15 protein-coding genes and 2 pseudogenes are annotated in these 21,907 nt (G+C 41.1%); 11 read left to right on the top strand and 6 right to left on the bottom strand.

The window, feature by feature from the left end; genetic code table 11:
- The first annotated feature begins 2 nt into the window (after positions 1–2).
- Positions 3–926 carry a hypothetical protein gene (locus tag ACQ86K_RS19265; protein WP_431198572.1) on the top strand — a complete coding sequence of 308 codons (924 nt, stop codon included), beginning with the start codon at positions 3–5 and terminating at the stop codon, positions 924–926.
- Positions 927–1,082: 156 nt separating this feature from the next.
- On the opposite strand, the gene ACQ86K_RS19260 is transcribed toward ACQ86K_RS19265, so the two are convergent.
- Positions 1,083–2,492, bottom strand: a complete 1,410-nt coding sequence (locus ACQ86K_RS19260) for a pectate lyase family protein (protein ID WP_091162547.1) — start codon at positions 2,490–2,492, stop codon at positions 1,083–1,085.
- A gap of 361 nt (positions 2,493–2,853) precedes the next feature.
- Positions 2,854–3,905 (bottom strand): annotated as a pseudogene (fbp, locus tag ACQ86K_RS19255) (class 1 fructose-bisphosphatase).
- A gap of 524 nt (positions 3,906–4,429) precedes the next feature.
- Here fbp and ACQ86K_RS19250 point away from each other — a divergent pair.
- From ACQ86K_RS19250 to ACQ86K_RS19210, 9 genes and pseudogenes are all read left to right on the top strand, one after another.
- Entirely contained in the window at positions 4,430–7,156 is a 2,727-nt protein-coding gene (locus ACQ86K_RS19250; protein ID WP_091162551.1) for a TonB-dependent receptor, read from the top strand.
- Between the two features lie 12 nt (positions 7,157–7,168).
- A complete protein-coding gene (locus tag ACQ86K_RS19245) occupies positions 7,169–8,377 on the top strand; it encodes a right-handed parallel beta-helix repeat-containing protein (protein WP_431198571.1) in 1,209 nt (402 codons plus the stop codon).
- 25 nt (positions 8,378–8,402) lie between these two features.
- On the top strand, positions 8,403–9,404 hold the full coding sequence (locus ACQ86K_RS19240) for a YncE family protein (RefSeq protein WP_091162553.1): 1,002 nt from the start codon (positions 8,403–8,405) through the stop codon (positions 9,402–9,404).
- Positions 9,405–9,781: 377 nt separating this feature from the next.
- On the top strand, positions 9,782–12,610 hold the full coding sequence (locus tag ACQ86K_RS19235) for a TonB-dependent receptor (protein ID WP_091162554.1): 2,829 nt from the start codon (positions 9,782–9,784) through the stop codon (positions 12,608–12,610).
- 11 nt (positions 12,611–12,621) lie between these two features.
- Positions 12,622–13,128 (top strand): hypothetical protein, encoded by a 507-nt coding sequence (locus ACQ86K_RS19230; protein WP_431198570.1) that lies wholly within the window; start codon positions 12,622–12,624, stop codon positions 13,126–13,128.
- Positions 13,092–14,048 (top strand): hypothetical protein, encoded by a 957-nt coding sequence (locus ACQ86K_RS19225; protein WP_431198569.1) that lies wholly within the window; start codon positions 13,092–13,094, stop codon positions 14,046–14,048. The genes ACQ86K_RS19230 and ACQ86K_RS19225 overlap by 37 nt, the downstream gene beginning before the upstream one ends.
- A 67-nt stretch (positions 14,049–14,115) precedes the next feature.
- The gene (locus ACQ86K_RS19220) at positions 14,116–14,670 is read left to right on the top strand and encodes a histidine phosphatase family protein (RefSeq protein ID WP_091162556.1); all 555 of its coding nucleotides are present in this window, start codon (positions 14,116–14,118) and stop codon (positions 14,668–14,670) included.
- Between the two features lie 106 nt (positions 14,671–14,776).
- Positions 14,777–15,588: pseudogene (locus tag ACQ86K_RS19215) on the top strand (sterol desaturase family protein).
- Positions 15,589–15,592: 4 nt separating this feature from the next.
- Positions 15,593–16,210, top strand: a complete 618-nt coding sequence (locus ACQ86K_RS19210) for an outer membrane beta-barrel protein (RefSeq protein WP_091162558.1) — start codon at positions 15,593–15,595, stop codon at positions 16,208–16,210.
- A gap of 21 nt (positions 16,211–16,231) precedes the next feature.
- Here ACQ86K_RS19210 and ACQ86K_RS19205 read toward each other — a convergent pair whose 3' ends face one another.
- Together ACQ86K_RS19205 and ACQ86K_RS19200 are read right to left on the bottom strand one after the other, a co-directional pair.
- Complete coding sequence (locus ACQ86K_RS19205; protein WP_431200891.1) at positions 16,232–18,706, bottom strand: DUF5686 family protein; 2,475 nt, start codon at positions 18,704–18,706, stop codon at positions 16,232–16,234.
- Positions 18,707–19,017: 311 nt separating this feature from the next.
- Positions 19,018–19,446: a PepSY-like domain-containing protein gene (locus ACQ86K_RS19200; protein ID WP_091162560.1), complete on the bottom strand. Its 429-nt coding sequence runs from the start codon at positions 19,444–19,446 to the stop codon at positions 19,018–19,020.
- A 182-nt stretch (positions 19,447–19,628) separates the two neighbouring features.
- Between ACQ86K_RS19200 and ACQ86K_RS19195 the strand changes: the two genes are divergently transcribed.
- The gene (locus tag ACQ86K_RS19195; protein ID WP_091162561.1) at positions 19,629–20,549 is read left to right on the top strand and encodes a PD40 domain-containing protein; all 921 of its coding nucleotides are present in this window, start codon (positions 19,629–19,631) and stop codon (positions 20,547–20,549) included.
- A 9-nt stretch (positions 20,550–20,558) separates the two neighbouring features.
- Here ACQ86K_RS19195 and ACQ86K_RS19190 read toward each other — a convergent pair whose 3' ends face one another.
- Together ACQ86K_RS19190 and ACQ86K_RS19185 are read right to left on the bottom strand one after the other, a co-directional pair.
- Positions 20,559–20,936 (bottom strand): DMT family transporter, encoded by a 378-nt coding sequence (locus ACQ86K_RS19190; protein ID WP_208645530.1) that lies wholly within the window; start codon positions 20,934–20,936, stop codon positions 20,559–20,561.
- Between the two features lie 7 nt (positions 20,937–20,943).
- Positions 20,944–21,903: a sterol desaturase family protein gene (locus ACQ86K_RS19185; RefSeq protein ID WP_091162563.1), complete on the bottom strand. Its 960-nt coding sequence runs from the start codon at positions 21,901–21,903 to the stop codon at positions 20,944–20,946.
- Positions 21,904–21,907: the final 4 nt, after the last annotated feature.

Raw genomic sequence — 21,907 nt, 5'->3', positions numbered from 1 at the left:
TTATGAAGCAGTTGAAAGAAAACAGCAATAAGTTTTTTATCAGGTTGTTATTGATGATTGTGGCTTTTGTGGCTGTTGATCAGGCAGCCGGTATGTTCCTTTATTATTTTTTTACACACCAGGTTTCCGGCGAATACGCTGTCGCTAATCACGTTGTGTATAATTTAAATGAAGATGTGTTGGTTTTGGGAAGCTCAAGAGCTTCTCATCATTATAACTCATCGATTATAAAGGATGGTTTACACCTAAGTTGTTTTAATGGCGGCCGGGATGGCGAAGGGCTTTTATATAGTACAGCAATTTTTGAACTGGCATTACAGCACCACGTTCCTAAGGTTGTTGTATTAGATGTAACGAGCGATGTGTTAAGTGAAAAGGAAGATGAAAAGAACAGGCTTTCCATTTTACTGCCTTATTTAAAACAATCGTATGTTATCGGCAATATGATTGAAAAGAAAGACCGGTTGGAGCTAATAAAAAGTCATCTTCAAACATATCGCTACAATGGCCAGGTGGTTTCTATATTTCAGCATTACTTTTTATCATCAGGAAACACCGTCATGGGATTTAATCCTTTGGATAATAAAATGGACGTCAGCCGGGTTTCAACCCATACATCGCTTAAGCCATATTCAGACAGCATATCGGCCGATAATGTAAATGCACTGAATTTGTTTATAAATGAATGTAAGCGGCAAAAAATTCAATTGTTTGTTTTTGTATCGCCAAGGTATAACGATGATACCCAACAGAATTCCTATTTAAAATTGAAAAGTATTTGTAACAGTAACAAGGTTATTTTTCACGATTTTACCAACGATGTATATTTTAAAAACCCAGAATACTATTCGGACAGGGCGCATTTAAACGGCAGAGGAGCCGATTTGTATACAGATACTATCGTGGCTTTTATGAAAAAAGATTAAGCCCTGCAGCTAACGTTCAATACTTCAGTAAAAACCAGGAACCCCTGCGTGAGAATTGAATATTGTATCGGAGCCGGGATCAATAAAAAGGGAAAGGCCGCTTTTATGATAATTCATAAAGCGGCCTTTCACTTAGCATAGGGGTGAATAATTTAGTTAATTTACTGTTTTAACGCCAGCACCTGCTGTTACCACTGCCGGAACGTTTGCAGCAGCATCAAGCAACGTACTATAAGCGTAAGACGGTACCCAACTTGATAAAGATGAGGTGATGTCGTTGGCACCGCAATTAGAATAAATGTTGGTTGATATACCGCTGAAGTAACCTACAGGGTCGCCATCTAAGTTAGTAGTAAGTGGCTTCCTGCAGCCTGAGAAATATTCATTATCTGTCCTTACTGTACCACCGTACCTTGCACCGATGGAATAACCATCATTGTTTAAGTGGTAGTTATTGTACATGTGGATGGTACCGAATACCAAAGTTGGCTCCCTTTCAGACACATTGTACCAGTAGTTGTGGTGCAATGTAACGTGTAGTTTGCCGGTGTTGGCTGTAACAGCATCGCTTGTTACTGAACCAATAAGCAATGACAGGTAGGTGTCATGGAATTTGTTCCATGAAATGGTTACGTAGTCAGAACCTTCGGCAACACCGATGTCTTTACCCCAGTAATCCCAGCCATGGCTGCGGTCTGTTGCAAAATCGCAATGGTCAATCCAAACGTGGTTCGACTGGAATTTAACGTAAACACCGCATTCGGTTACGTAATTTCTAAACGTAACATTTTGGATAATGATATTGCTTACAGTAAACAGGTAAAGGTTCAGGCTTGATAAAACGGCGCCGGTTTTACCGATGATGGTGGTATTTGAACCAACATACACAGGAGTTAAGCCTGATCCGCTAATTGTACCGGAAACATACACAATCTTGGGCGAACTGCCTGACACAGCAGATTTGAACGCAGCCAGTGTGTTTACAGTTACTGTAGTACCACCTTTACCACCGGTAGTAGTACCATTAACAGCAGCGTAACCGGTTAATACTGTACTCAAAACAGAACCTGATGCGGTTGTTGTTGAAGTACTTGTAGTTGGAGCAGTTGTGGTAGTGGTAGTCGTACCGGTAAGGGTGTAAGTGTACTTTCTTCCGTTTGTCAGAGGGCTGCTGTTGTCGGAAGTTGAGAAATACAATCCGGTATCCCAGTGGCTGTAACGACCTTTACCAAGGGTCCTGATGTCACTGTGAAGAGAATGGGCCGGACCTAACGCAACACCATTTTCATAAAGTTGGAGTGTTGATGCTGTTGGCTGCGTGTTTGAATCGCCGCTTACCTGAACGGGGCTGAATTTGTAAGCGTAACCTTCATCTAACCGGATTGAAGATGTGGCCATCGTGTAGACGGTGGGGGCTGTTGTTGCCAGGCTTTTGCTGGCGTTTAAATCATTAATTGGAACGGTTACTGGTTGGTCTGCATTTTTGGAGCAACTTCCGATGAGGATAATTGCGCTCAGTGCCAAACTGCCAAAAGTCATTTTTTTTAAGGATTTTGTTTTTTGCATGTTATAATTTTTAATTAAGCCCTCGAAACGCGGTCTTATATTAAAAATTACCGTTGATTTTTTCCTAAAGATATAGACTAAAAGCTTAAATAGTTCAAAAACGTCGATTCTGTTGTTTGAGCCTGTAAAGTTATGTGTATTTGTGACACGTATAGTTGTGAAGTACTTCACACTTCATGACATTTGGATGACAATTTTAGTTCAGAAGAAAAAACAATTTTCGTCGATTATTGTCTTACGTCACTTTAAAACCAAGTTTTGCCCAGTATTTTTAACTTGCAATTAAAGCATTAAATTGTGAAAGCAGCTTTACAAAAAGCTGGTGCATAACGTGGTCACTATCGCGCTTTTTTCAATATTCTTATTGAATTTTAACTTCTCCTTCAAATGATTTCACAAATAATTTTGGAGAAAATGATGACATAAATTCTTCGGCTTTGAGCACCATATCCATTGAGCCAATAAATATTGAGGATCGCTGGTGTAGTTCCCTTACTTCAATTTCCATAATTCTTTTGTATCCATCTGATGCTTTGCCACCGGCTTGCTCAATAATATAAGCCATAGGGTTACACTCGTAAATCAGCCGCAGTTTTCCCTTTTTTGCGCCTGTAGTAGGGGGATAAATAAAAATTCCGCCTTTTATTAAGGTCCGGTGTATATCCGCAACCATCGATCCTGTGTACCTGGAAGTATATGGTCGGTTAGTGTCCGGATCTTCTACCTGGCAATATTTAATATATTTTTTTACCCCATCCGGAAAATGAATGTAATTGCCTTCGTTTATTGAGTAAATTGTTCCTGCTGCCGGAACAGTCATGTTAGGGTGCGAAAGGCAAAACTCGCCGATTGAAGGATCAAGGGTAAAGCCATTAACACCCTTGCCTGTGGTATATACAAGCATCGTTGAAGATCCATAAATGACATATCCTGCAGCTACCTGCTCGGTACCAAGCTGTAATACATCCTCGTTTGTAGAATGTTTCCCTGTGTCTGATTTTCGTCTGTAAATAGAAAATATAGTTCCTACACCTACATTGACATCGATATTGGATGATCCGTCTAAAGGATCAAGTGCAACAACGTAATTTGCTTCGTTTGAAATATCCGAATCTATAACCAGGTACTCATCATTTTCTTCCGAAACAACTATACAACATTCCCCACCGCTTCTTAATGCTGCTATAAACTGCTCATTGGCATAAATGTCAAGCTTTTTTGTGACTCTCCCTGGATATTGGAGGAGCCGGCATCACCTAAAATATCTACCAGGCCGGCTTTATTAATTTCCCTGTTTACTATCTTGGCAGCGATACCAATATCACGAAGTAGCCGCGAAAGCTCGCCTTTTGCATAAGGAAAATCTTTTTGCCGTTCAATAATAAATTGTCCAAGAGTTTTAAATGCCGTCATATTTTCAAGGTTTAATATTTTCTAATTCGGTTGGGGTAAAAGAGGGTTTAATTAAAATTAATAAAAGAATACGCGTATCAATTGCCAATTATAGTATTCGATTTGCCTTTTTTATCTCCAATTCCGTTAATTATTTACGCAAACGTTTGCGTTTTTGCATAAATGGTTTATTTAATAAAAAGTTACTTTTTTAATTGATAAACAGTTTGTTAACTTAAAAGGGGGCTTTTATCAGGCATATAATTTAATTGCATACTCACCAGTTGATTTCGCGCGCTATCACCGCCGATCAGTAAATAATTCATTAAAGCTACCAGCCCCCAGCGGCTTGAAAAATGCTGCCGGGGTTTGTATAATTTGTTAACTGCATATTCTCAGTATGTGTTTAAAATATACACGAAACCGGTGATTATTCTTGCTAATGTTAATGTATGGTTATCAGTTGATTAACGATTTTGTAAAGGCGGGTTTATTCAGTATTACTCCAGATTTAGCACGGTGTTTTGGCAAAAAACACGTGCCATATGATCAATAAAATTTACCTGTTATTCCTGTTAACCTTATTCACAACTGCTGCCTCTGCACAAACAGGGGGGATAAAAGGACAAATAATTGATGCGCAAACAAAAGAGCCTTTGAGTGGCGCCTTCGTCCATTTTGATAATAGAAACGGAGGTTCGGTTACCGACGCGTTTGGTAATTATGCTATCACCAGTGTTGATGCCGGCCAGTATAAGCTTAAAGTAAAATATATAGGCTATACAGAGTATAAGCAGGATATCACCATTACAGCCGGCAAGGTGTCTGTAATGAATATTCCATTATCAGAAAAACCCGAAGAGCTTAAAACAGTTAAGGTTTACGGAACAACCAATGCCGAGTCAGAATCGTCATCCCGCCGTAAGGAAAACAAGGCAGACAATATTATTAATGTGCTGTCTGCACAGGCGATGCAAAGGTCGCCGGATATTAATGCTGCAAACGCCCTGCAACGCGTTTCTGCAGTAACCATTCAGCGTAATAGCGGCTCGGATGAAGCATATGCCGTTATCAGGGGTTTGGAGCCGCGTTACAATAACACCTTACTTAACGGTGTTAAAGTGACTAGTCCCGATCCGGTTTCGCGGTTTATATCATTAAGCATAGTTCCTTCAGACCTGCTGGAAAGTGTTGAAGTAAGTAAAAGCCTTACGCCCGAAATGGAAGGCGATGCAATAGGCGGAACCGTGAACCTGGTTTTTAAAGATGCACCCGAGTATGAATATTTTAAAGCGAACGGCTCGATAGGCTACAGTGCTATCTTCTTTAACCGCAGGTTTGATAATTTTTATCATGGTGCAGTTCAAAGCAAAAGCCCAACCGAAAGGTTTGGAGCTGCTTATAATGCCCCTCCGGGATATTTTTCAAGGGCCAACCTCGACTTTACCAAAAAGAATGCACCGCCAACTTCATTGCTTGGGTTTACTTACGGGCGCAGGTTCCTTAAAAATAAACTGGGATTTATTATTGCCGATAGTTATCAAAACCAGTTTTATGGTACAAATTCAGAATTTAACGTAGCCCAGCCCGATATAAGGGATGGTAAGAACTTTCAGCCGGTTATTGCCGATGTAGCTAATCGCACTTATTCAACCCAACAATTGAACAACGGGCTTTCGGCTCACCTCGATTATAAGTTTGATGATAATAACAAGGTAAGCGTTGATAACGTTTTCCTGTACACCCATCTTGCACAAACACGTTTAAGTATCGATACCTCGATATTAGGAGGTAACGGAGGCAGGATAGGGCCTGGTACAGGTACCGTTTTCAACGATAACCGTTCAAATATCCAGAACCAGTATGTTGAAAATCTTAAACTAAGCGGTAAACATGTCATCGAAAAACATTTCCTTTTTGATTGGGCAGGTGTTTACAGTAATGCTATTCAAAACGCGCCAGACAGGGCCGATATATCTATCAACCATTTAATCAACCCCGATTTTACAAGTACTCCCAACTATTTTGATAATATATCAAGGATATGGCAAAAGAGCGGCAATAAAGACCTTAGCGCTATGGCCAATATCGGGTACAAAACAGGCTTGGGCGAAAAAAGCGCTATCGAATTAAAAGCCGGTGGTCTTTACAGGCATAGTACACGTTACAACCATCAAAACGAATACATTTTGCGACCTGCAGCAACTGCCAATGGTGGCAAAAGTGGCTTTACCGATATATATTCGGCCGATTTTGTAGTGTACAATCAAACAGGTACCGATCAGAGCGACAAAACCAATTATACAGCTTACGAAGATATCACTGCAGGCTATGGCGAAGTGAAACTCGTGCTGGATAATTTAGCTGTTATCGGCGGTGTACGTGTTGAAGGTACTAAACAAGGATATGACACCCATCCTGTTGTTTTGGATATCCGCAGTAATGCCAAAAAAACTTACACCGACGTTTTACCAAGCGTTCAGTTAAAATATAAGCTCACGGAAAATTCAAACTTACGGGCATCTTATTTTAAATCGATAGCACGTCCGGCATTATATGAGTTGGTACCAACGCCAACCCTTGGTGAAAGTACCGACGTTACCGGTAACCCGCTTGTAAAACACACCGAAGCCGATAACTATGATATTCGTTATGAACTGTTTCCCGGTAAAGAAGAGCAATTGTTTGTCGGCGGGTTTTACAAAAATATCATCAATCCCATTGAGTTTGCTTTAAATGATTCACAAAATGGGCAGCTTAATACATCCCCGCAAAATTTTGGTACTGCTAAGGTTACAGGTGCGGAAGTAGTTTACAGTAAGTATTTTGGAGATCTTGGCGTATCAGGTAATTACACGTATACCTACTCAAACATAAAAACCACAAAAATTTATACCTCTACGGATGCGAATGGGGTTTCTACCTCCGTTCCGAGATTGCAAAGCCGGCCCCTGCAAGGACAAACTGGTGATGTATTAAACCTGTCGTTATTGTACAAAAATGATAAGCAAAAAGCTTTTGTTCAATTAGCCTATACCTATACCAGCAAAACGTTGTCGCTGATTTATCCAAACTACGGATATGATTACTATCAGCAGCCGCAATCGTTCCTGGCCTTATCGGGCGAAAAGCAGGTGGCCAAGCATTTTGTTTTAACAGCCAAGGTGAACAACCTGCTCAACACACCTACAACAGTATTGATCAATAATCTTGTTCAATCAAAAGATTTGTACAACGTGAGTTTCAACTTAGGTTTCAGGTATTCATTATAAAAGCATCAAATCATGAAAGTAAAATATATATTAATGTTGGCAGTTGGTTTTGTAGCTACTGTAACCTTTAACAGCTGTAAAAAAGCCGAACTGACTACGTTTACGCAAATTAAGATCCCTACATCAAGTCCGATACAGCCAGGCAATATCAGCGGCTTTGTAAAAGGTACTTTAGTAACCGGCGAAACCTATACCGTAACGGCTGATGTTACTGTAAAAAAAGGCGATACACTTTATGCACAGCCAGGTGCAAATGTTATTGTGAAAAACAATTCGCAGATTAATATTCAGGGTGTATTAAAGCTGGTTGGTACAAAAGATCAGCCGGTGTACTTTAATTCCGACTCGAATAAGCCCGGTACCTGGGGCGGTTTTCAATGCGACACAGCGCAGGCCATAACCATCATCTGGACGCACGTTGATAACACCGGCGGACCCGATGCTTCCGGAAGTGCACGCGGTACCTTGAAGGTAAAAGCTCCTATCAAGGTAGATATTGAAGATTCATGGTTTACCAACGGGCAGGACGATTTGATGGCCTTAGGCAACGGCGCCAAGATAACCATTTTAAGAAATACCATCAGCTCATCAGGTAGTACCGATGGGGAAGGCATTAACCTCAAAACAGGTGTTACCGGTACTGTAGCATATAACGTAATTTTTAGCCAGGCGGGTTCAGGTGTTAAACTCGAAACCAGTTCGAGTAAGCCCTTTCCGCAAACCGAGGTATCTGTATACAACAATACCCTGGTTTCAAATGGCTGGCGAAGAGGCTCGGCCGAGCCGGGGCGTGCCGTTTCTGTTGGTGTAAATGCCATTGGCCACATCTTTAATAATATTATTGTTAATGATTACCATGGCATTGAGTTATTTGATGACGGTGACATAGCGCACACCACTTATGGTAATAACCTTTTTTATGCTACGGTTGATACTTATGCCGATTTGGTTGACCCTACTTTAAAGATCAACATCAGGGATGGGTTTTACCCTCCATCAGGCTTGGGAAAACCTCAGCCTACCGATCTGATCTCAAAAAAGATAGGGGATAAGGACCCGATGTTTGTAAAGTTTGATGGCACGGTGGCCGCCCCTAACGGATACCCCAATACCAACGATTTTCACCTGCAAAGTACATCGCCTGCATTTAGTGCGGGCAATACGCAATACAACCTTGATCTGGGTGCTTATACCAGCGATGACAAAGGGAACAAACATTAAGCATCAGTATTTAATATAAATCAACATGAAAAAAATAGCGTTTTTCTTTCTTTTAAATGTCGGCCTGTTTTTAGGTTTATCAAAGGCATCTGCTCAAAATTATGTATTGGATAAAACCATCGCTTTGCCCGGCAATGGCGGTTACGACTATGTATTTATCGATCAGCCCAATCATACCTTATACGCATCGCACGGTACCGAGGTAAATGTAGTTGACCTGAAAACCGAAACGGTTAAAGGCACCATTGGCGATATGAAGGGTGTGCACGGTATTGCTGTTGACAATGAACTTAATAAAGGTTTTATAAGTGATGGTAAAGCCGATGAAGTTATCGTGTTTGATATCAAAACACTGGCTGTGATTACCCGCATCTCGTTAGATCATAAGGGTGCTGATGCCATTATTTTTGACCCGTATTCAAAAAAGATCTTCACGTTTAACGGGCATAGCAGTAGTTCATGTGTTATTGATCCCGCTTCAATGAAACAGGTAGCATCAATTGATATGGGAGGCGCTCCTGAATTTGCTGTTGCCGATGGTAAAGGGACTATATACAATAATCTGGAAGACAAAAGCAGCCTGAACGTAATCGATACCAAAACACTAAAGGTTTCTAAAAACTATACGCTAAGCCCTTGCGGTGGCCCAACAGGTATAGCTATGGATAAAGCAAACCAAAAGCTGTTTACCGTTTGCCGCGAAAACAAGGGGCTTAGCATAGTCGACATTCCTACAGGTAAAGTTATCCAAACCCTGCCTATCGGCGCAGGCGTTGACGCCGTTGTGTATGACCCGACTCAAAAAATGCTTGTGGCCTCAAATGGCGACGGAACCGCCAGCATCTTTAAACAAAATACCCCCGATACTTATAGCCCTGTGCAAACTTTAAACACACAGTACCGCGCTAAAACCATGGCAATTGATATGGAAACACATAGGCTTTACTTTCCGGTTGCCGATTATGAACAGGGAACTAAAACCATGAAGCCCGGCACTTTTAAGTTACTTGTTTATCGCCAGCAATAATATTGAAATGAAAAGAAGGGATTTTGCGCTGGACGAGAAAAGATTAAATGTAAGGGCGATAAATTACAAGGGAGAGGTGCTTTATCAAACCGAGCTTACTAAATAGAAACTGAATTTGCCCGGGGAATTTCCTTGTGCAACCAGGTTTTTCAACCCAAGTTTACAGCTTATCAAATGGTAAGCTGTAAACATTATAACCAATATTTGCCCACTATGATTGACAATCCTATTTTAATATGGGAGAGGTTTTAAGTGCTTTAAGCGTTGCGTTATTAAGCCTGTGTTAAGTTTTGGTTATGTATTATTCTTAGGCCCTTTTATTCAATTTTTCTCCAGTTTTCAGCGGGTTTCTTTGCGGAAAATTAAACCCGTTGTTCATGAAATACACCTACTTTATTAACAGGCTATTGTTTTTATTTTCAATATGCCTGCTATTTTCCGTTTCGGCTAATGCCCAAACCATAAGGGGAAAGGTAACCGATACTAAAACCGGCGAACCCCTTACCGGAGCAACAGTTCACTTAACCCAGGATGGGGTTAGCAAATTTGTTGCGGTTAACCTTAATGGCGCTTATAGCTTTAAAAATTTAAAGAATGGGCCATACAAAATACAGGTAAATTATGTTGGTTATGGTCCTTCTAAAGTTAGAGAGGGCAATATTACGTCGGCCAATGAGGTGATTACGGTCAACGTAGCCTTACAGGACGCTGATATGCAGATGACAGAAATACAGGTTAAAGCCCAGACAAACAAAGAATCTGATGGCGCCGTACGCAGTATTGAAAAAAATGCACCGATGGTTATCAACGTACTTTCGGCAAATGCAATTAAGTTATTGCCTGACGTTACTGTGGCTAACGCTTTGCAGCGTGTTAGCGGTGTAACCATTCAGCGTTCGGCAAGTGGCGAAGGTCGTTATGCCATTATCAGGGGTATGGACCAGCGTTACAACTCAACATTGGTAAACGGTATTAAAATACCAAGCCCGGATGCTCAATACCGTTTTGTGCCTATGGATATATTCCCTTCAGAAATGCTGGAAAGGCTTGAAGTGATCAAGGCCCTTACCCCAAGTATGGAAGGCGACGCCATTGGCGGTGTAATGAACCTGGTGATGAAAAGTGCGCCAAGCCAGTTTACTTTCAGCGCTAACGTTTCGGGTGGTTTTTCTACCCTGTTTTCATCAAGCAGGCCATTTGTTGGTTTCAGCGCATCTCCTAATGGCAAATCTCCGGCAGCAATCAATGGTAACAGCTATGCCGCTACCTATGCCGATTTTAGCAATAAAGCGCTTACAAGCGATAAAAATATTTCAACTCCTTTTAGCTCAACCGCCGGTATCACTATTGGCGACAGGTTTTTGAATAAAAAATTAGGCGTTATCGTATCTGCAAGTTATCAGAACATATACCGCGGCTCTAACTCAAAACAGCTTACGCCAAACGCGCAGCCATCAGCTATCCCGCTGCCAAACTCACCACAGTTTTCTGATGCTTATGACCGTACTTATTCAACCCAAACAGAACGCGTAGGTATCCACAACAAAATAGATTACGCAATTAACGACAAAAACAAGATCTCGTTATACAACCTTTATATCCATCAAAGCGAATTTGAATCGCGCTTTACTTCTGATACCCTTGGTTTGGGCTTAAACTCAACCGGCTTAAGCAAGCAGATCACCATCTCAAACAGAAGTATGTTAACTAAGCAAAATATCTATAACTCAACCTTGCATGGCGAACATTGGCTTGGCAACGAGTGGCGTTTAAACTGGGATGGAGTATATTCAGAAGCTACCAGGCACCAGCCGGATAGGACTGAGTTTTTCTATGATGCCAATAAAACCCTCAATAACTCAGGAGCCGTAACCGCTGAAGTTGATAACAATACCCAGTTAGATCATCATTGGGAAAACAACCGAGATAAAGACATTTCAGGATATGCAAACCTGATCTATACTCCTACAATTGCCGGTAAACATGTTGAGTTTTCAGCAGGTGGTTTATATCGTCATAAAGTAAGGGATGCTGATTACATCACCTATTCGTTAACCGGTGGTAAATCAACCTTGTTTAACAATAACTTTAATTCTATTCCTTTTGCATTTAATTCGGCTGCCGATGGTATTGGAGCCAATAACCCCGATTTGCAAAACAACTATCACGTAAGGGAAAACGATAATGCCGAATACTTACAGGTTAAATTTGACTTGTTCCCAAAACTGCAGGTATTAGGTGGTGTGCGTATTGAAAACACCGATTTAACTTACGCTACTCAATCGCCCGAAACGGTTACACAAAGAAGCGGCAATATTAAATACACAGATGTATTGCCAAGTATCCATTTAAAATATCAGTTAACAGATAATCAAAATATCCGTGCATCATACTTTGCGGCAATTAGCCGTCCGGGTTTTGGCGAACAGGTACCATATAAGGTTACCGGCGAATATTTTGACCAGGTAGGTAACCCTTACTTAAAACACATCACTGCCGATAACTACGACGTACGTTATGAATTTTTCCCGGGCGGTGCCGATCAATTATTTTTGGGCTCTTTCTACAAAAAGATCTATAACCCTATTGAGTACTTTGTTGTTCGTGATGGCGGGCCAAGCTCACAGGTTATTAAGCCTCAAAATGATCCGGGTAATGCTACCAACTACGGTTTTGAAGCTTTGGCTACTAAATTCTTTGGTGTGATAGGCTTCTCGATCAACTATACCTACACCCACTCAAGGATAACTACTAACAAGCTGCTTTACTCAAATGATCCTACTTTGGGATTACAGCAAACCAATGTGAACGAAACACGTCCGCTGCAAGGTCAGGCAGACCATGTGGGCAATGCATCTGTATTGTACAAAAGCGCTAAGTTAGGTTTGGATATGCAGCTGGCCTTTGTTTACACAGGCGAGCGTTTGGCCCAGGTATCTCCATATTATAACCTTGACTTTTACCAGCACGCCTATAATCAGTTAGATTTTTCTTTCGAAAAAACTATAGCTAAAAGGCTTTCATTTTATGGCAAGGTTAACAACATCACCAATGCGGCCAGTAAAATCTATTTAAAATTCCCGCATGGTAGCCTTGACGCAAAACAACAGGAGTTTTTAGGCAAACAAGACATTACATCTCAAACGCTTGTTCAAAGCGACTATTACAAAACACTGTTCCTTGGTGGTTTCAGGTATAAATTATAATAAACGTAACGATGAAAAAATATATAATCCCAGTTATTTGTATCCTGATGGCGGCGGCATTTTCCGGTTGCCAGAAATGGAAAGGTGAGCATACCGATATTTACACCTATACACCGCCGGCAGCAAACCCGGTAAGCGATAAAGCTCCACTATCATGCAGCACAAGCGGCTCAACCGTTATCCCGGTAAAAGGTACTATGCTTAGCGGTAAGACTTATTCTGTTGAAGATGGTTGCGATTTGGTAATTAACCCAACTGATACGTTGTTAATGCAGCCGGGCGTTACATTAAACATGGGTGCAGGAAGCAGCCTCATAGCACTTGGCACCCTGGTAAGTAACGGCTCTAAGGATCAGCCAAATTGGATCACCGTTCCGGGGATCGTAAAAAATGATGCACCGGGGGCCTCACCGCCGCTGCCGATCCTGCATACGCAGGCAAGTGGAAAGGTATTATTGGAGGCCCTACCTGTAACTTACTGGTGTTACGTTGGACACACGTTGAATATGCCGGTTTAACTGAAGGTAAAGCTACATCAACCATTGCAGGTTCGGGTACAGGCAATCAATACAGTATCTTATTTGCCAATTATAATGGCAACTTTATTATGGAGGATTCCTGGTTGTATGGTGGTGTGGATGACCCGATCCGTATTTCGGCAGGCAAAATCGCCATCTTCAGAAATACTTTTGAGAAGAATGGTGTTAGCGGTGGCGACTGCCTGAATGCTAAAGGTGGCACCGTAGGTACTATGGCTTATAATATGTTTATTGGTACTGCTACCAACGGCCAAAAAGCTTCAAATAAAGGGCAGGCTACCGGTGCGCCGCAAACCAACATCGTTATGTACAACAATACATTTGTTAGCGGTGGTTATCGCCAGGTGCAAAGCGGCCGTGGTGGTTGTATCAACTTTGAAGAAGGAGCAGCGGGTATGTATTACAACAACGTGGCCATCAACTGTAGGTTTGGTTACCGTGTAGTAGGCAGTCCGGTTGCTGATGTTGCGCACCTTTCATACGGTAACAACTATCAATGGGCCGATTCTTTGAGTGTAGCTAACCAGTTTTATCCAACAGGTTATATCACCCAACCGCAAAGCACCGATATCCCTTCAATCACGACATCGGCAAAATATCTGCCTGCAAATTATACCTTAGGTTCTATTTATGATGGCAGCGACGTTGTGCAAAAAAATAACCCGATGTTCCTGAACTTCCCGCTGCCTACAGTTGGGCATCCACTATATCAGTACAGTGCTATCGGGAACTATAACTTCCATTTGCTGGCCAGCTCACCGTTGATTGGCAAAGGTAATACCACCATAAAGCCATTAATTACTGTGCCTCTTGATAAAATTTATGGTTTATCAGATGCAACATTACCCGGTATTGATCTTGGTGCGTATCAGTTAAACGGCTCAGGAAACCAACATTAATAACAAAACTTACTCTTTTAAGAATAGCCGGGATCAACCCGGCTATCTTTTTTTATACGCTCAAGAAATGAAAAAGCTTATTTGCATTTTTAGTTTATCAATTATCTCATCGTTAACTGCATTGTCAGTCAATGCCCAATCAGCCGATTTAAAGATTGTATTTATCCGTCATGCCGAAAAGCCCGTTAAAGGTGATAATCTGAATTGTCAGGGGATAAACAGGTCATTAAAGCTGCCTGCTGTATTAACGACTAAATTTGGTGTTCCTGCCAATATATTTGTTCCGGCCCTGGGGTTGGGGGAGGCGACCAAACACTCCAGAATGTTTCAAACCATTGTGCCGCTTGCCGCTAAATTCAATTTAACGATTAATACCACCCGTACTGAGAAAGACTCGTTAGGTTTAGCTGCCGATTTAAAAAGCCGTAGCGGTGTAATACTTGTGGTATGGGAGCACGGTGGGATATCTCCAATTGTGCGCTCATTGGGCGTAAAACAGGATAACCTGAAATGGCCTGATGATGATTATGACAGCATCTGGGTTGTGACCTTTAAAAATGGGATAGCCAGCCTGGTGCGTGATAAAGAAAATATCGATCCCGGAAAAGATTGTAATTTTTAATTTAATGAATCAGCCCCGGTTGCAAAGCCGGGGCTGATTTTGTTTAAATGGCTTTGCTCATAATTACTACAGAATGTTCCTGTAATATTGATGATAAAGGCTTTGCATGGAATTTAACAGATCTTTTTTCATTACCCACCCATCGTCAGTCCAAATATTGATTTTCGGAGGATTGATAACTTCACTCTGGCTTGCAGAAGGTTTAATATTGTCAATACCTGTCCGCAAAAAATGGAGGCACACCTTTACAAATATGTTATTTATTGTAACAGCGTTGCCGGTGCAGCTCTTCATGACCATGTTTGTATTGCTTGAGGCAACCTGGATAAGCCGAAATCATTTAGGTTTGTTAAACCTGTTGCCCTGGCACCAAAGTATATTAGTGAAATACTTAATAGGGTTTATCATACTTGACTTTTGCGAATACCTGTACCACGTTATTATGCATAAGGTCAAAGTACTATGGAAATTTCATCTTGTACACCATACTGATCAAAAGCTTGATGTTTCAACAACTGTAAGGGAACATCCAGGAGAAACTTTTTAAGAATGTGTTTTTTAATGTTATGGATTGGAATAACGGGAGCATCGTTTGAACTGCTTTTGTTAAGACAAACAATTCAAACCGTTTCAAATATCACATCACACACGCAATTCCGTTTGTCAGATGGTATGGATAAGTGGTTAGGGTTGATTTTTGTAACGCCCAATATACACCATGTTCATCACCATTATCAATTGCCTTATACTGATTGTAATTATGGAGATGTATTATCAGTATGGGACAGGATATTTGGAACTTACGGGAAATTAAAGCCGGATGATACTGTATTTGGGATAGATACCTATCCTGATAAAAACGTATGCAGGAGTTTTATTAAAGTTTTACAGATTCCATTTGTTTCAAAACGTGCTTAACCGAATGAGGGTTTGTAAAGCTTCTTTTTTATTGTTGCCGGGGCTGTTGCTAATGACATTGCATGTTAATGCCCAAACCGAAAAATTTACGTCGAGGCTTTATTTTCCTGGTGGAGTAGGTATAAATATACCCTCAGGAGATGAGCAGGTAAGTATGAAACGGGGATCTGTTTTGAATACCGCTGTTGAGTACCGCCCTGCTTATATGAATACTGTCTTTTTCCGCTTTAACTACGACGCCCTAAATAACAAATATAAAAGTAAAGCCGGCGAAGTTCCAACTAACGTAACAGAGGGAAAGCTATCTGCCAGTTTTTTCCTTTTGGGCGTAGGTTACCGCCGAAAATTAAACAGGTTGGGGATATATGCGTTGTTGCAGTCAGGTTATAATAGCTCTGGGTATAATAATACATCTGTTAACTCAAACGGTATTACCGTAAGCAGTGTGAGCACTAAACATCCGGCGGTAAAGATATCTGCAGGGGTGGAATATTACATTGTACCACATTTTGCCCTTGTATTTGAACCGGCCTATTATCATTTGTATAAGGCCAAATCACCATATATTTTAAACCCTGATTATGTAAGTTATAGCATCGGGTTTACCACCACGCTATTTTAATGCTATATAAAAAGGTTTTGCTTAAAAGTCCGGAGCGAAACTAAATTTAACACCATATTTTGCGGCGCCCGGGTGGTCAAGGTAGTTAAACCTTTTGATCCCATCTATTCGCAAAAATTTGAAGATATTACCTATACCTACACCGGCTTCTATATAGGGTTTAGTGCCTAAGGCGTAAGTGCCATTTGCTCCATTGCCACCCGTAGGGAACCGGAACAAATTAGGTGAATAAAGCGGATTATTTTCGTTACGCAAGCCGCCGAACAGTATTTTGGCCGATAGATATTCTCTCCATTTCAGGTGCCTTATCAATGGGAACTTGTTCAGTAAAAAACCGCTGAAACTATGGGTTAAGTTGATGCCCGCGTAATGGTCGCTTACAAATTCGAGGTAGGTTTGTTGGTTATACGCATCCTCATCATAAGCAAGTGATTGGTTTGCCGGGGCGATGCTCAGGAGCGGGAAAGGTACTTTCCCAACTAAATAATTTCCAAGCAATGTGATATCAGTAAAGCCAAGCTGAGACAGGTAAAAACGCTTGAAAATACTCGCTTTAACACTCGTAAAATCATAAGAGCCGTTGAATAATCCTTTAAACCCGTGGTTGATCTGCAGGTTCATGATAGGGTACTTGCTGTAAACGGTATGGCGATAAACCGATCCTTGTAAAATTTGTTCGTGCGGTGCATACCTGAAAGCAAGGTTCAGCTCGCTGGTGGTGAGGTCATGAACCAATGTATTAGCCTCGTTGTTGTATTGAAATGCCAATGATGCGGCAGGGCGTTGGTTCCAGTTTCTGAATGCAAGATCAAACGAAAAATGGTTTTCAAAATCCTTTACATATTCAATTTTAGCAACCTTACTGTAAAGCCAGTATATTGTTTTTCCTGTTGAGAATGATGAAAGGGCTGCCTGCTGGTTAATGGTTGAAAGGTCCCTTCCCGGTACATCAACATCATATAAATAGCTTGCCTTAATGTAGTCATTAGGGTAGCGATAAAATGGTGTTTTATTAAATGAGTAAAAGGTAGCAATATTGTACTTGAATGTTTTGTCGCGCGTGCCATAAGCACCAAAACCTTCAAAATAAATTGATTTGCTTAAATCGGTGTTGGTACGCCCGCCAAGCTGAAAGCGGGAGCCCTCCTGGCTATCACGTGAGTAAATTGTACCAATAGGGCCAATCATCACTGGCCCGGCCTTAGCATAACCTCCGGTAAAAGTGGCCGCGAACCAGGTTGCCCTTTTAAATTGCGGCATTTTTTCTAATCTGGCAATTCGGGGGTACATTTTTGCCTGATGATCAGACAGCGTATCAGGCCGTTGATGTGCCCAGTATGAGGTATCCGGTTTGTCGGCATCAGGAGCTACCTGCAATTCTTTGCCATCATAAAATGCGGCAGGAAGTGGTTTGTCAGCTATGTAGTTAGAAAAAATTACCGTTCGCTCACCCATTAGTCCGAGGCCTTTGTTTTTTAAGATCCCGAAGTCGGCTTTAACATCGCTTTTGCTTAAAAAATATTTGCCGTTAGGATTCTGCTCAAAATCAAGTGTGATCTTGAGTGCCCTCATGAAATTGATATTGATTTGCTTGTTTACATTAAGCTCACAGCCCCGTACAGCATAGTTGCCTGTCATACTTACAAGCAGCTTACCTTCAAAAAGCAGGTCGCCTTTGGTGCGTGGTGTGAAGCTTAGTTCAATCAGTTTTTCTTTAGCTGTTTGTATGGTATCCGTAATAAAGAATTTGTAATAATTTGGCGAGTGATCGGCAATGGGGCTAAGGAACTGGTTGGTTATGATAAAAACGTTGTTATCATAAATATCAATGATATTACCGTAAAGACGGTTCATGTATACATCCAAACCGGCAGTATCAATAAATTTAAGAATATTAGCCTCTTTTTGCGCCTTAAGGATCCGGATAGATTTAGATGGCTCTTTGCGGTAGTAATTTTGATATTGTTTTTCGCTGAGATAGGTGGGGAGCAGCACCTGGGTTTGCCCGTTATTTTTCACTGTATCAAGCATAAACTGGTACATTTTAAAATAACGGCTGTTCATCATTTTGGCAGGAACATCAATAAATGATAGATTGATCCGCTCATACTGGTCATATTGCAAATAATCGGCGCTTTCCATCCGGTTTTGCTTTTTATGGTCAATAACCTGCTGAATGAGCTCAACTGCCGGGTTCCCTTTATTGCGGTACCGTTGTTTCTTGCCCGAAACTACAGTAACTTCTTTCAATTGGGTTTGGCTGCCATGCAATCTTATATGAAGCACATTAACCTGTCCGGGTTTAATTACTTTGATAATAGTTTGATAACCGATGTACGAAAAGGACACATGCGTAAAAGTTCCGGGAGCGTTTAACTCAAATTTTCCATCCGGGTCGGCAATGGTTCCGTACCTGCCGCCTACAAGTTTAACATTAATACCCGGTAGCGGTTGCCCGGATGCGTCATCTACCACCTGCCCGCGGACAGTTGTGATTAATGGCGTTGAAGTTTTTTTACGCTATCAGGTTGCTGTGCTAAGCCGCATATCGGAAGCAATACCAAAAAGAGTAATAAAGTTGAAATATAAGGAGATAGGCGTCTTATTGAGTTTGACGTTTGGGAAGAAATCTCAAAAGAAGATAACAAATTGTGGTAGATTAAAAATACAAAAAGGGTTCAGTTTTATTCATATTCCGGGTTTGAGCCCGGAATATGCCTTCAATTTTCCTAAACGTACAAATTAAATTTGAATTGTCTCTGAAGAATGTATTATTTTAAGATTAACAGGAATATGACGTTGAATAATTAATCAACTTTCAAAAATTTCCCCTTTTCATCAAATAAAAGGTCTTTCCCTTTGATCTCCGCCTCAAACATCTTTTTGCCTGCAGCATCGGTCACACGCCCGGCTTCCTTAACTTTTGCACCCTTGTAGTTGGTTTTAATGTAATCAAAAACGGCAGGAGGCAATTGATTAACCGGTATGGCGTCTACTTCTTCTACAAACTCACCTTTCGGGGTAAAAGTCACTGAGGTATCCTCGCCCGATTTGCCTCCCCAATTGGCTTCATAATTTCCTTTTTCTTTTTCCCAGGTAACTTTGGTTGCATTAGGGTATTTTTTGGCGAGGCTTTGTTTCACAGCTGCCGGAACATCTAATGCGTTGGCTGCTTTTGCAGCAATTCCGATACTGAACAGGCAGGCAGTAGCGGATAATAAAATGGTCTTTTTCATAAGTGCTCTTATTTTGATTTACACTAATGTAAGGGAGCAATCTGGAGGAATATGGTACATGCAAAACAGCTTGATTTTAATTGAAACAAACTTGAATGGGTTTGAACCGGTGTTTGTAATTGCCACCGCTAACTTTGTTTTGCAGATAGTGAATCCAATAATATACACTTAACCATTTTACCATGAGAATTTTAACTTTCCTGCTTGTGTTGTGCTGCTTTTATAGCGGTGTAAGCGCTCAAAGCAATTTTTTCAATAGCAAAAACGCTTATCTTGGGCAAAGTCCGCCTAACGATACTCCCCGTGTTTTTGCGAAACAAATGTTGGTGCCCGATAGTGGTATAGCCATGGGGCGGTCGGCCTTTTCGGCAGATGGTAAGGAGTTTTATTACGGCAACTCTATGCATTGGTTTAATGCAAAAGGCAATAAGATCCGTTATTTTAAATATGAGCGTAATGGGTGGCAAGGCCCTTTTGTACTTAACTATGATTATAGCACACCAACTTTTTCTGTTGATGGCAGGAGCATGTACTTTGCAGGTAAAGGTGATGGTAAACATTCCTACGTTTGGATATCACATCGTAATAAAGCCGGTTGGACAGATCCTGTAGTCTTCCTAAAAAAAGATTATGGCCTTTACAATTTTATGCCAACCAACAGCGGAACTTTTTATGCTGGCAGCAACGCCAACGCGGGAAGTGTGAAAGATTACAGCACTTACGATTTTTGCAAGCTCACCATATTCAAAACAGATATAGTTATCAAAAGCTTAGGACCGGTTATCAATACACCGGCATTCGACGGTGATTTCTATGTAGCGCCCGATGAGTCATATATGATCATCAGCTATAAGGAGAAGCCGGATTACGAGTGTGAGCTCGGGATCACTTTTCGTAAGCCTGATCATCATAGCTGGACAGCGCCGTTAAACCTCGGTCCGCTGATTAATGATGGAGATGCCCACCGTTGGGGCGAATATGTTACCCCCGACGGTAAATACCTGATTTATACCAAGGGCACCGGTGAAAAGGATTGTTGCCTTTACTGGGTACGGTTTGATACTTTGAAGGCTAAACTAAAAAAGGAGGCTTTGGGCAGATAATGTCTATTCTTATTTTATTTCCGGTCCATAAAATTTCAAACCTAAAACGCCCGTCATGATCAGCAACATGAAAAATATTTCCATGTAGGAGAGGCGCTGATTTAAAAACGAAACCTCTACTAATTTGATCAGGATAAGGGTTACGGCCGTCCATACAGCATATGCTACGGCTGTTGGCACCAGTTTTATTGCCAGCGAAAAGAAGTAGATATTACCTATACCAAAAACGATATAACCTACAAAGGGTAACCATACTGGCAGGCCATGTTGCAGACTTAAAACAGAATTAAGACGGAGTGCCTTCAGATCGCTGAATTTCATGAATTTTAGCGAGAATGTCCAAGCCGCTTCAAATGCGGCTGCGATTAAAATATATAGCCAGGCCAATATGTTATTAGTTTTGTTGTAGTACGTTTTTTTGTTCGGATACTAAGGTAACGGGTTGTTGCTCAGTATCCAATTGATGCGCATTGTTTATTTTAGCAGGAAGTAAAGTTTTCATCCAATTCATAAACCGTGGTCGCAGGTGGTAATACCGATTAAACCAGCGGTATTTGAGCAGTGTTTTTTCATCAAAGCGCTTTACGCTGAAGGCATGCTGTAAAAAGTAATCTTTAGGGTAATCATAATAAAGTCCCCAGTTTTCGGGTTTGTTGCCGGGTGCGTGACCTGGGTTATATGCGGTACCGAACAGGTAATCCCAAAAAGAGAACTTGGTTGCAAAGTTGGCATGAAAAACTTCCTGGTAATTGGCATGGTGCCATAAATGCAGTTCGGGCGAGTTAATAATATACTTAAGCTTGCCCATATTTACCTTGATATTGCCGTGTATAAACATGCCAAACATGGCATCTAACATGGCTTTTATCGGTATAACTATTGGGTCTGCACCTAACAAAATGATAGGTGCAAACTCAATAGTTTGGTTGATGATGATCTCCATGATGTGCGAACGTGAACCGGCCAAAAAGTCAACCTCCTTGCCTGAGTGGTGCGCCTCATGAATGCGCCAGAAAAATTTATTGGAATGCTGAAAGCGATGAAACAGGTAAATATAAAGGTCATGTGTAAACAGGAAGAATAATACCTGTAACATCACCGGCCAGCTGCTTACAAATTGAAAATGCGATAGATCAAAATGCGCTTTTAGGGGCGTAATGATATAATCGAAAATGATAATCTTTAAAAAGTAGCTTTGTATCAGCGTATACCATACCAAATCAATCCAAAATCCTTCCCTGAAAAATTTAAGGCCTTTTCTGTAAGGCGATATTCGTTCCCAGGCAATGATGAATCCTATCCAGCAAAAAAGGATAATGGATGTAATTATGGTAGTTAATTTTTCCGGAGACATTATA

This window comes from Mucilaginibacter sp. P19, assembly GCF_050632265.1.
Lineage (GTDB): Bacteria > Bacteroidota > Bacteroidia > Sphingobacteriales > Sphingobacteriaceae > Mucilaginibacter > Mucilaginibacter gossypii.
This window is presented reverse-complemented; position numbering and strand designations above follow the sequence as displayed.